Genomic DNA, 12119 nt, shown 5'->3' with positions numbered 1-12119 from the left:
CAACAACTCCTTACTTTTGTATGCTTATAAATTCGCTATGAAGGATGGATTAACCTCTTTTTTTGAAAATTTTCACATTAATTATTTGTTTAAAAAAATCCTTATAATATCCATCGTTAACACTTTTAATCTATTTTTAAGTAATTTTGAACATTTTAGAGTTCTCTTTAAAATAAGTAATAATAAAGTCTCTAAATTCTTTTGCAGATGGAGGTAATAGACCATCTTTTATCCATGACAAGCCGACAGTGTAGGTAGGACGGATATCAGCTATCTTGACGTAATGTAAATGGTATTTTCTGCATACCGAAATGGGAAGTAATGCTACACCTTGTCCAAGTTTGATGATTTCTGCCAATAGGCTAGAATCTACTTCAAAATTATTTATTGGTGTAAAACCTTCTTTTTCACATAGCTCGTTTGTAAATCTACTGTATTCCTCATTACCGGCTAGAGATATAAAAGGTTCATTTGCAATATCTCTTAAGGAAATCTCCGAATGATCTGCCAGCTTGTGACTAATAGGCAATACAAGGACAATATCCTCATCTACCAAAACGCAACTTGTTATTTCTTCATCCACTATAGGCGGGCCTGCAATACCTAAATCTATGTCTCCCTTTTTCAAGCTTGTTATTATGCCACGTTTAACTCCAATACCCTGTTGAATTTTTGTTTCAGGATTAAGGGTGATATATTCACTAATTAGACCTGTGAGAAAACGAGGATTGGAAATAGATATTTTAATTGTGCTTGCATTTTCTTGATCCTTTGACTGAATCTCCATTTTTGCATTTTCAATTTCTGTAAAAATTTTATTCACATGTCTCAAAAGAATTTTTCCGGACGAACTTAATTGAATATTTCTTCCTTTCCGGTCAAATAACTTCGTCCCTAATTCATCCTCGAGTCTCTTAATAGTAAGGCTTAACGAAGGCTGAGCAATATTTAGCTGTTTGGCAGCCTTAGAAATATGCTCAGTGTAGGCAACTGTCTGAAAGTAGTGTAACTGAAGTAACTCCATGTTTTAAATACCACCTATTTATTATAATAAATACATTTATATATTATTATGTATTAGATTAAATGTAAAATGCGATTTAAAATAATATGTGTAAGGAACAAAAAGAAGAAAATATAACATATCTAATTTCAAAGGGAGTGTTTATTAGATGAGGAAGGAAGAAGTAGTTAGACAGTTTACTACTCCGTTAGATGCAGGGGCGTTCCCGGTTGGACCATATCATTTTTATAACCGAGAATATTTAAATATTTTATATAGAACTGACCTTGAAAGTTTAAAGAAAATCGTACCCGAACCTTTAGAGATTAAAGACCCACTCGTGAGATTTGAAATAATGAAAATGCCAGATGTAACTGGTCTTGGATCCTACACGGAATGCGGGCAGGTCATACCTGTAAGCTTTGAAGGAGAAGAGGGTGATTATCTACATGCCATGTATGTAGACAGCTTTCCGGCAATTGCATCCGGTAGGGAGATAGCGGCATACCCGAAAAAACTAGGCAAGCCTAATTTATATATAGATTCAGACGCCTTGGTTGGAACATTAGATTATGGTTCTTTGAGAGTAGCAACAGCTACTATGGGTTACAAACATTATCCTCTCGACCATTCAGAGGCACTAAAAGAAATTGTTAAACCAAACTATATGCTTAAAAAGATGCCTGGATATGATGGGTATCCAAGAATTTGTGAATTGGTCCGAAGCCAAATTACAGATGTTAAGATTCTCGGAGCTTGGTCAGGACCTGCGAGGTTGGAACTGTTCGCCCATGCATTGGCTCCAATGGCGGATTTGCCTGTACTTGAGGTAGTGTCAGCTTCACACATCCTGACCGAGCTTTCATTAGCGTCGCCAACTGTTATTTTCGATTATCTAGCGGATAAATAGGCAGGCATTAATAATTGGTCAGAAAAAAATAGATGTACTAAAATGAAAAAGATAAGGGGAATTTAAAATGCGAATTGCAGTGTTAGGAGCAGGTTCTTTAGGAACTATTGCCGGTGCATATATTGCTGCTGGCGGACAAGATGTAGAATTGATTGATGTTTATCAAGCACATGTGGACGCCTTAAACGAGACTGGAGCAAAAATAACAGGTACTATAGATTTTCATGCAGAGGTAAAAGCGATTACACCAGAGAATATGTCAGGGGTATATGATTTAGTGCTACTTTTAACAAAGCAGCTTTATAACCATTCAATCTTACAAGACTTATTGCCATTTTTGAATGACCAAAGCACAGTACTTTCATTGCAAAATGGTATACCTGAAGAACAGGTAGCATCTATTGTTGGGAGAGAACGAGTAGTAGCAGGTTCTGTAGAATTTGGTGCGACTTTTATTAAACCAGGTGTATCAGAGCTAACAACGGAGTTTAACCGCTTTAAAGAATATGCCTTTCAGATTGGTGAATTAACTGGCGAAGTAACAGAAAGAATAGAGCAAATCAAAAAAATCTTAGATCTTGTAGGTGGAACTCACATATCTACTAACCTAGTTGGAACAAAATGGTCCAAATTGTTAATTAACAATGCTTTTAGCGGATTATCTGCGGCTCTTAATACAGAGTTTGGTGGGGTACTTGATCATGAGATTAGTGTAGAAAGTGCAGTGCATATTGCAGATGAAACAATTAAAGTGGCACATGCTAATGGTGTGGAATTTGCTGATATGGGTGGTTTTGATATAGCTTCATTAGAAGTGAAAAGTGAAAAAGATATTCCTGAACGTATTCAAACACTTCGTGATATTATGAGATCGTCACGACTGTTAAAGGCAAGTATGCTGCAAGATTTGGAAAAGAAAAGAAAAACTGAAATTGACTATATAAATGGGGTTATTCCTCGTTTAGCACTAGAAAAAGGAATACCGACTCCATATAATGATATGGTTGTTAGTTTGGTGAAACACGCTGAAGAAACCAAAGAATTGCCGGTATTCGATTCTAATATTAAATTTTTTGAGGAATTAAATAACTAATAAATGATTTAAAAAAGGGTGTAAACCAATCCGGTTTACACTCTTTTTCTTATAATACTGGAAATCACTCATATAGATAGAAATTTGGGGTTATAATAAAATTGCAAGTACTTAATAATATTATTCTAAAAAAGTAATAGGCGTAAATGTAAAAAATTCTAAAACCAAATTTATTGTTTTTAATATTAATTATTTTTTCAAAATTACAGATATTTAAGTAATTAATAAAGGTGAAAATTAATATTATCATCAAAAAGAAGAGGTGTCGTTTACATTTAGCAAATTAGGCAATAGAAGAGAGGAGAATATTATTATTTGAATTGTGTCTAACTTGTGTCTATAATGTATATATTCTATTGTAAAATAAATTCAGGGAGGTTATTCAAGTGGTATCTATTACATTAGTTCCGCATGATATAAGCTTTGCTGAAGAGATGTCTAATATGACAAGCGATCCAGCAATTCGGCAAGCTCTTGGTATGACAGATGCCCAATGCTCATTGGAAGGGACACGTGATTTTATACGCCTTGTTCAGCTAGAAGAAAGAATGGGCCAACAGGTTTCACGTATGATTTTTAATGAAAGAAATCAATTAATTGGTGTTATTTCATTAAAGTTGATTGATGAATTACAAAAAACCTGCCATATTGGTACGTGGATAGGCAAAGCTCACTGGGGTAAAGGATATAATGAATTGGCTAAGGCAGAGATATTAAAAATTGCCTTTTTACAATTAGATTTGGAATATGTATTTGCGGGAGCACGTTTAGGAAATATTCGTTCTCAAAAAGCACAAGCCAAACTACCTTATATAACATTGCATGTTGAACGGCAATTTGAACATGAATGGAAAAAACTTGAACAGCAGGAACGAACCCCATGTATCTTAAATATGATTCGAAGAGAGGATTTCTTAAACTGGTATGAGCAATATAAGGCTGTCAGCTAAAATCTTGCTGAGAATATAAAAGTTATCTAATTCACCTTTTTTGGTATTAGATAACTTTTTTCCATTGTTTGCTTTTTTCTTCTACTATCTATGGTAAATTAATAGAGAGAATGAAAATGAATCAGGAGGCATATATGAGCTTCAAGAAAATCACCGTGTTTATCGGCATAGTGTTAGTCCTTTTAGGAGGAATATTTGGTTTTCGTCATTTCAAAACAACAAAAACAAGTGCTAAAACGAACCTCACATTTCAGGATATAAGGAAGAAAGATTTTTTACATAAACAGCAGGCTGTTTTATATGCTTCTCACACAACAGAACTACTCCAAGAGGGAAAAGGGAGCGGGCAAGCTATTTTTATAGATGAGGATGGCAATGCACAACGTTTGCGATTAGACGGAGTGGAAAGCGGAAGTACATACTATCATAAAAAGAAGCTTTATATAGAAGACGCTAATCAAATTTTTTTAATCGGAAAGAATACAAAAAAACAAAAGATGCCTAGCGAATTGAGAGGTATAAAATCGGGTTATCTGCCAGCAACGGATCAGTTTTATAGCTTGTATAATACAGGTTTCAGCACGAAATATGATTACAAAACATCTATTCGTTTTGGCAATAGTAAAGAGAAACGATTCCACGTATCACAAGTCCCTAGCTTTATCTCTGGTGTAGGGGAATTATCAGATCGTTTAGTTGTACTCACCCAAAATTTAATTAATGATCATTTTTCATTGCAAGAGGTATTTCTTCGAGAAAAAGAGGCCAAAGTTATAAAACTAACAGAACTTCCATTAAAACATCCATCTAATCTAGATATAATAAGTCCGATTATGGCCGATAAAAACAGCTACTATTTTGTGATGACGGATTATCAATCAGAAAAACGAGAAGACCTTTCGTTGATTATTTATAATAGGCAAACAAAAGAAACGGAAATTAAGCCATTTATCAGCTATCGTTCAGAAGAACAAGTAGATAATGGATTGCCTAATAACTTTAACCATTCTTCTTATCTATACAAAAATCATTTTTATTATGTAAATGGTTTAGGAGAAGTGTATCGGTATAATTGTAGGGATGGAAAAATACAGAAATATTTGAACTTAGAATTTGAGTCAATAGCGAATCACAGGCTTGAGCAAGTTAGATTCCAAAATGGCCGAATCCACCATCTTTATTCAGATGAGGAAGGGAACTTTTTTATAGAAACATATAACTTGTCTTCGACAAAAAGAGAAAAACTTCAAAAAATCAAAATGAATGGTTTAATCCCTCAAAATGATAAAGATTACTTTTTAACTAGCATTGAAATATTAAACTAGAAAACGATTCTCTAAGGAGAATCGTTTTTTTTATGAAGATCTTAGGATATGCCGTATTTGCGGTTCACTTGGATTGTCTTCGTTTTCCAAGAGGACTTATGAAGGATCAAATCACGAATGATTTTAGAGCCCATCATGCTATACACTGTTCCATTGCCTCCATATCCTAATAGGTAATATTGATGCTTATTCGTAGGGTGTTCTCCAACAAATGGTAAATCATCTTTCGATTCTCCAAATGTCGCAACATAGGAATATGCAATCTCTAGAGGCAACGTTGGAAATAAATTCTGTGCTTCCTCAAGCAGCTTTTGAGATTGTTTTTTTAGCAGTTCATCGCTTATATCACTATTGGGATTCTCTTCATCTAAACCGCCGACAATAATTGAACCATCTATCGTAGTTCTCAAATAGAGATAAGGACGTTTTGTTTCCCATATGAGTGCTCTTTGATACCAACTTGTTAAGTCCTTGATTGGTTTTGTTACAATGACATATGAACGGTTGAGGATGGCGCCTTTTCTCTTACCTACTGGTGTTGGCTCATAGCCGGTTGTATAGACAATATGCTTTGTACTGAAAACACCATCTGATGTTTTAACGGATAGAAGTTCGCCGTTTTCTTCAACATCTAATACAGAAGTAAACGATAATAGGTGACCACCGAGATCTTCAATTTTTCGTAATACACCAAATACTAGTTTTAATGGATTCACTTCTGCATCATGGTATGTTAAAAGGGCGGCAGGTTTTGTAAATGGCATCTTACTGCCTATTTCATCCTCATTCCAATAGCTACAATCAAATCCATTCTTTTGTAAAGTTTTATATTCGCGCTGTATTTTAGAAATATCCTCTTCCGTACTTGCACTTGCATAGCAGATGCTAGGTCTTCGTATAAAATCTGCTTCATCAGGCAATTGGACAGCCAAAGCCTCTAAATCGTTCATGGCTGTATCACACGACTTGTAAAAAGATATAGCTGCTTTCTCACCAATTTTATCAATTAACTCACAGAGCATAATGTCATTCTCATATTGAAGCAATCCTGTGTTGGCGCTCGAACTACCTTCTCCAAATGCTCTTTTCTCTAATATAGCAACCTGTAAACCTTCTTTTGCAAGCGCATAAGCAGTTAAGCAGCCAGACATGCCCCCGCCTACTATAATAGCATCATAACTTTTAGATGGTGTTACTTCTTTCGGTTCAAAAGAAGGCACTGTATTTGGCCAATAAAGTTTTCCGTCATGTATTTCCATTTTATTCACTCGCTTTCTATAGGAGTTTTTACCCTCTTTCTCTTAAAGTGTAACGTGTAACGTGCTATGATATAGTTATATATAGAATAAGATACAGCTAACAGGTTGTTAAAAAGTGCATGTATAGAGTTGAACAACATAGGCGCATTTATATAGCTACTTTTCACCTACAGTGATTGAAGTATGCTCTAATTAATGACATTTTCATAAAATAAAAAATAACTGGGGGTGTAATGTGTGGAAATGTTGGAATCTTTAAAAAATATGAAGTCTATTTCAATTTTTAACGAGAACATTGAACGTGGGGAATTTCATAAAACTATGCGGGATATTGCTTCACTTTCCGGTGTATTAAATGAACTATCTGCCAAACAAATGTATCAATCACCATTGGAAATTATTCAGTTTTTGCGTGTGCTCGAATTGCTAAAACTACAAGCAGTTGGCTTAGCGGAAGCTATTGATGGTGAAGAGATGTTACTCTCTCGCTACTGCGAGTATTATCAGGAGGGTGTAGCGCCATCTAATGAGCGAGTTAAACAGATTATCAATACGCTTTCAAAGCACAGCTGGATTTCTAAGGAGTCAACGCAGCTAAAATTACTTGACCGAGGCAAAAGGATGATCGACTCATTAATCAGGCTAGCTAATGATTCACTTGCTTACCATATGCAAGATGATATCTCACGTTTGCTATATCAAGCTAAGCGAGACACAGAGATTAGTGAAGCATACGATTCTCAGGGAGTATCTGGTGATCATACGTTAGCTTCAATGATTCAAAATTTAGAAGATGCAACAGACCAAATCGAATCAAGGCAATTAGAGTTCTTGGCAGATAAAAACGCATTGCCTCAGTTAGAAAAAATTCATTTTCTCATGATGGAACTTGATAAAAAGTTATCCGAACGCTTATTAGAAGAAGAGGTATTAAATCAAAGCCCACTTATTAGCAGAGGGAAATCTTCCATCAAAAAGGGGACAGCCTTAAGTAGTAGTCTGTTAAATAAATATAATCGTTTTACTTTGATGAAAGATACCCCTTTGACAGGAAACATTTCACTTGAGAAAGTACGTCAATTTATCATTGCGATGTACGAGCCTCCTAACGACTCTAATATTCCGAATGCTCACGAAATTCTGAGCTTTATGGAGCAGGGGCTTTATGAAGATGAAGTAATTGATGGTATATGGTTGCCCATAAAATTTACAGCACCCATCAGTCATTTAGATATTGAGGACAGTATCGACTATTTGGAGAACTATGAACCTCAAATCTTAGATGAAGATATAAAGCAAAGTGAAATATTATTTGAGGAGTTATTAATCAATCAAGATGAAATAGATGAAGCTTTTCAAGAAGCATCATGGCAAATGACCAAAGCCATGATTTCAACAGATAATGTAGAACAGTACTTAGAAAATAATGAAGAAGCTGAAGTAGAACAGCTGATTATAGAATCAGCATCTCCGGGCTGGGGAGACAGCATTCGGACAATGCTCGCGCTGTCTGCATTAGTAGGCAATCACAAAATAACAGAGGAATCAAAAAAAGCAGTGCAAACATACGACAAGGAATGGGAGTGGATTAATGATGACGATAGAAAATTTACAATTAAGCAATACAACCCAGAATCTAAATCCGTTAACGATGTTGCAAAATCTTAGAGCATTTCTAACAACAGAAGAGGAGCTTGTATTTATGCAGCTATTGTTCTCTTCTTCCTCTGCCATTCGAGGTCAAAATTACGGATTGAAGAGAAAAGAAGCTGAAAAAATGCTAGGTATTAAAAATGATGATCAAGCATTTTACTCATTTATCAATCGCTTAAATCAAGCAATCTCTAGATATTTTAAAGTGATTTATGATGAAAAAAGAGACCAGTTGATTATCATGATGCGTATACCAGCTAAACAAGCAAAAACTACTTTAAATAAAGAGGCGCTTGCCATATTACTCTATATGTTTTATCAACAAGAGGTCTTAAGTCATGAATTTACGCTACTCCAGCAATTACTGACTGACTTTGGGCACGAAATGCAGCATGCAAGTCGTAAACTGCAAAATAATATAGATATTTTAAAAAAGATTGGTGCTGTAGAAGAAGTACAGCGAACACAACAGGAACAGGCATACAAGGTAACGGCGATCGGGGTGCATATGTTTTCTAATTCTTTCTTAAGAAGAGCTACAGAGTTTGCTCAATCTTCCCAGTTAAGCAAGGAAGAAGTGGTTAAATTCTTTAGACGCTATAATTTATATGAGCAGGAGGAGAACCAATGATCCCATACAGTTTGCAATTTAGTGGCATACGAGATTATAGACCAACGAAAATCTCTTTTGGTAGAGATAGTGAACATGTATTGATTGCTGGTCCAAATGGTGCAGGTAAATCCACTATTACATTCGCGATTGGGGCTGTATTGTACTCTTCTCAAGTTGAAATTGAAGGGCTCCGATCGGCCAACTTGGCTCCTAACCAAACATGGAATGCAGAGGTGTTTCTAACATTCCATAATACTGGTCTTTCACTGATTGACGCTGCGCCGTATGTAGGTTTTCAGCTTTTGATTCAACAAAAGCCAGGAAATATGATCCAACGGCAATACGCTGTGTATACAGGGGAATATCCGGATGAAATGAAGTTGATAGCGACATATCGATCAGGCGATAACGAAGGTAGAAATCTATCCATGTATCGAGAAGATTTGCAATTTAAATATAAAATTCATCCAGATGTTTATTACCTTATTTGGTATCAAAACGAAGTCAATCAATTTGCGGCTATGTCGCCTGAAGAGCGATTTCGGCGGTTGAGTGAAATGTACCATATAGTAGACTTGCAAAGGGAATGGGAAGCGACCGTTGAAACCTATAAACAGATGGAAGCAGATTTTAAGTTAACAATTGGCAATCTGAAGTTAATCGAAAGCCAATTAAAAATGGCAGAGGATGCCTATAAACACTTTAGTAATAATAAAAAAACGCTGAAAAAAAATGGAGAGAAACATATATGGTTAATGCACTGTATTCGAGAAAAATTACGATTCGAAAAAAATAAACATGAAGAAGATATAGCCATAAAGGAAAAATATATAAATGGACTAGTAGAAAAACGAGACATCATGCAACAGCAGTTGGCAGAATTAAAGGATAGAAAGACAATGAAACAACAGCAACTGAACGAAGCAGAGCAATACATTCAACAATTAAAGAACAGTGAAAAAAAGCTAAATCAAAAAAATGAAGTTATAAAAAAACAAATTCAACGATTACAAGAAAAATTGAAAGACACAGAACAACTCCGAAAAAAAATGATGTATACCGAAGAAGAAATAGTCGTAGAAATGGACAAGTGTAAAATACGAGAGAAACAGCTGGCTAAAGATATCGATTCATTCTTACATTCAAAAAAGCTTCATTCCAGGACAATCAATGACTTACAGTATAGAAAAGTACAAGAAGAATTATCGATACAGTCTCTTGATGAGCGAGAAGACGACTATCAAAATATATTATCTCTTTACATAAGCAGCCATCAAGTAGAAGTAAAGCTATTGGAGAATAAAAAAGAATATAATGATTTAGCAAAAGAATTGCCAAGGATTGAAGAAGCAGAAACAATTTTGACTGAAGAAATTAAGTTGCTAAAACAAGATAAAATGCTATCCCGTCGCCAATTAGATGCAATATCGATCCTTAGGAAACAAGGAATCACTACCTATACATTGAGAGATTTAGTAGAGTTAGATGAACGTGCAACTTTGAAAGATGAAATAGTGCTTGACCCTATTAAATACACTATATTTTACATGGCAAGGACATGTGAGCCCGCGAATGATTTATACCATGTGCCTTTGCCATCCATTATACCAACTAAGTTTATAGACAGTTTGCCGACAATAAAATTAAAAATAAAAAAGGGACTCAAAGAGCAAGAAGTGATTTTAGCATCAAAAGTACTTTTTTGGGTGGATCAATTTTTACAAACCACCCCTCTCTTGAAGATAAATGGCATTGAAGATGTACGAGGCGTCAGAGGGAGACAGGAAAAGGATACATTCATTCTTAGTCCGAGATCCTCAGAAGAAAGATTGATTTTACTACAAAAAAAATTCGAACAAAATCAACAAAAAAAATTGGACATCAATGTCAATTTAGCCAAATATGAAAAAGAAATTGGTGACTTGCAAAGTGTATTAAAAGATGTAAAAAAAGCAGAAGCATTCAATTTAGAGCTAGACCAACGAAACGATAAGATAAAGCTTATTGCAGAAATAAACAAGCAGCTGGAAGAACAGCAAAATCAATCAGAGGATGTACAAGAGAAAATAATACAGCTACAGCAAGAGTTCGCATTTGTAGTGCACCGTATGCAATTTCTAGAGCAACAACTTGATATTTATTCGCGGATTGGTGAATTAAAAGAAGAACAGCAACAATTAACCAACCTAGAACAAGAAGAAAGAGACATACTAGACAAATTACATCTTATTAGAGCAAGTAAAGAAGAGTATTATGTTAAAGTGCAATCATTGCATGACTTTACAAGAGATTTTAACCGCAATATAAGAGATTTAGGGTTTGATATAGATGACAATAAACGGGAAATGACTAATGTGGAGAAGGATAGAACACATTTAGAAGAAAAAATAGAAGCTAATCAAGCGGAAATTACCCGCTACGAAATTCTTCTGCAGGAGCTAAAACACCTAATTCCTGATTTATACAAAGTAGCAATGCAGAAGCAAATTGATACTAGCCAGTCGATGCCAATACTGCTCTCGGAAAATGAAAAAGCGCGAGTTGCCTTTGAAAATGCACGTAAGGGAGAAGTTGATCCACAAGCCGAAGAAAACTATAAAAAACGGAAAGAAGAGTACGAGAAAAAACAATATAATGCCGCTTTGATGGAAGAATTAGTAGAAGAAAAAAGGCTTTTGTTAGTAGATAAAGAAGATAAGTTGGATACAACGGTCCATGTACTTGTTGAAGCTTTGAACATAAAATTCCAAGCCTATATGAGCCTATTTAACTTCGAAAGCGAAATCATGTGGGAACGATATGAAGACAAACGGGGACGAGCTATTTTTAAATTATATGTAAAGGCGCATAAAGCGGGTCATGGCAGAAGGCTAGAAGATGTGAGTGTAAAAGCGAGAAATGGAAAATATGGAAAGGGTGTATCGGGCGGGGAAGAATCATTAAGCTCACTCCTATTTGCACTCACCTTATTGCAACATTTAGATACAACACCAGGTTATATAATACTAGATGAATTTGATAGTGCATTAGATGAAAACCGAAAAGAAAAAGTTTTTGAATTGTATGCTAGAGAACTAGAGCGCAAGCTTATTATCCTGTCACCTAAAGCACATGATGACAGGTACTATGAAAAGTATAGCAAGGTTTTCATCGTCCAGCATGACGCAGTAAAAGTGGAAAGTGCAATCAAAGGTATTCAGCTTGTAAAATAAGACTTATTCTTTTACAGTTGGCATGGAGTATAGTATACTAGGTATATAAATTAATATTTAAATGTAACACATGGTGGAGTCAGTCAATCTGGCACCGCCAT

The 12119-nt window shown here is 35.2% G+C and carries 9 protein-coding genes; 7 read left to right on the top strand and 2 right to left on the bottom strand.

The window, feature by feature from the left end:
- Positions 1-136: 136 nt before the first annotated feature.
- Complete coding sequence (locus F0527_RS09515) at positions 137-1024, bottom strand: LysR family transcriptional regulator (RefSeq protein ID WP_150284657.1); 888 nt, start codon at positions 1022-1024, stop codon at positions 137-139.
- 148 nt (positions 1025-1172) lie between these two features.
- On the opposite strand from F0527_RS09515, the gene F0527_RS09510 reads away from it, so the two are divergent.
- The 4 genes from F0527_RS09510 (at position 1173) to F0527_RS09495 (ending at position 5281) form a co-directional block, all read left to right on the top strand.
- The gene (locus tag F0527_RS09510; protein ID WP_066788311.1) at positions 1173-1913 is read left to right on the top strand and encodes an acetoacetate decarboxylase; all 741 of its coding nucleotides are present in this window, start codon (positions 1173-1175) and stop codon (positions 1911-1913) included.
- Positions 1914-1980: 67 nt separating this feature from the next.
- Positions 1981-3006 carry a ketopantoate reductase family protein gene (locus F0527_RS09505; RefSeq protein ID WP_150284656.1) on the top strand — a complete coding sequence of 342 codons (1026 nt, stop codon included), beginning with the start codon at positions 1981-1983 and terminating at the stop codon, positions 3004-3006.
- A 386-nt stretch (positions 3007-3392) separates the two neighbouring features.
- The gene (locus F0527_RS09500; protein ID WP_147196744.1) at positions 3393-3956 is read left to right on the top strand and encodes a GNAT family N-acetyltransferase; all 564 of its coding nucleotides are present in this window, start codon (positions 3393-3395) and stop codon (positions 3954-3956) included.
- 134 nt (positions 3957-4090) lie between these two features.
- Positions 4091-5281 carry a hypothetical protein gene (locus tag F0527_RS09495; protein WP_150284655.1) on the top strand — a complete coding sequence of 397 codons (1191 nt, stop codon included), beginning with the start codon at positions 4091-4093 and terminating at the stop codon, positions 5279-5281.
- 41 nt (positions 5282-5322) lie between these two features.
- Here F0527_RS09495 and F0527_RS09490 read toward each other — a convergent pair whose 3' ends face one another.
- Complete coding sequence (locus tag F0527_RS09490; RefSeq protein WP_150284654.1) at positions 5323-6540, bottom strand: NAD(P)/FAD-dependent oxidoreductase; 1218 nt, start codon at positions 6538-6540, stop codon at positions 5323-5325.
- Between the two features lie 243 nt (positions 6541-6783).
- Here F0527_RS09490 and F0527_RS09485 point away from each other — a divergent pair, with 243 nt between their 5' ends.
- From F0527_RS09485 to F0527_RS09475, 3 genes are read left to right on the top strand one after another with little or no spacing between them, the layout of a single operon-like run.
- Positions 6784-8208 carry a hypothetical protein gene (locus F0527_RS09485; protein ID WP_223823586.1) on the top strand — a complete coding sequence of 475 codons (1425 nt, stop codon included), beginning with the start codon at positions 6784-6786 and terminating at the stop codon, positions 8206-8208.
- A complete protein-coding gene (locus F0527_RS09480) occupies positions 8135-8824 on the top strand; it encodes a hypothetical protein (RefSeq protein WP_150284951.1) in 690 nt (229 codons plus the stop codon). The genes F0527_RS09485 and F0527_RS09480 overlap by 74 nt, the downstream gene beginning before the upstream one ends.
- Positions 8821-12018 (top strand): coiled-coil domain-containing protein, encoded by a 3198-nt coding sequence (locus F0527_RS09475; RefSeq protein ID WP_150284653.1) that lies wholly within the window; start codon positions 8821-8823, stop codon positions 12016-12018. The genes F0527_RS09480 and F0527_RS09475 overlap by 4 nt, the downstream gene beginning before the upstream one ends.
- The last annotated feature ends 101 nt before the right edge of the window (positions 12019-12119 follow it).

This window comes from Rummeliibacillus sp. TYF-LIM-RU47 (assembly GCF_008638315.1).
Classification (GTDB): Bacteria; Bacillota; Bacilli; order Bacillales_A; family Planococcaceae; genus Rummeliibacillus; species Rummeliibacillus stabekisii.
Note: the sequence above shows the minus strand (reverse complement) of the source record. Positions and strands in the feature narration are given on the sequence as shown.

Excerpts from the sequence above, each read along its gene's own strand:
- F0527_RS09515 (WP_150284657.1), bottom strand. The coding sequence starts at position 1,024 with ATGGAGTTACTTCAGTTACACTACTTTCAGACAGTTGCCTACACTGAG.
- F0527_RS09510 (WP_066788311.1), top strand. The coding sequence starts at position 1,173 with ATGAGGAAGGAAGAAGTAGTTAGACAGTTTACTACTCCGTTAGATGCA.
- F0527_RS09505 (WP_150284656.1), top strand. The coding sequence starts at position 1,981 with ATGCGAATTGCAGTGTTAGGAGCAGGTTCTTTAGGAACTATTGCCGGT.
- F0527_RS09495 (WP_150284655.1), top strand. The coding sequence starts at position 4,091 with ATGAGCTTCAAGAAAATCACCGTGTTTATCGGCATAGTGTTAGTCCTT.
- F0527_RS09490 (WP_150284654.1), bottom strand. The coding sequence starts at position 6,540 with ATGGAAATACATGACGGAAAACTTTATTGGCCAAATACAGTGCCTTCT.
- F0527_RS09485 (WP_223823586.1), top strand. The coding sequence starts at position 6,784 with ATGTTGGAATCTTTAAAAAATATGAAGTCTATTTCAATTTTTAACGAG.
- F0527_RS09480 (WP_150284951.1), top strand. The coding sequence starts at position 8,135 with ATGACGATAGAAAATTTACAATTAAGCAATACAACCCAGAATCTAAAT.
- F0527_RS09475 (WP_150284653.1), top strand. The coding sequence starts at position 8,821 with ATGATCCCATACAGTTTGCAATTTAGTGGCATACGAGATTATAGACCA.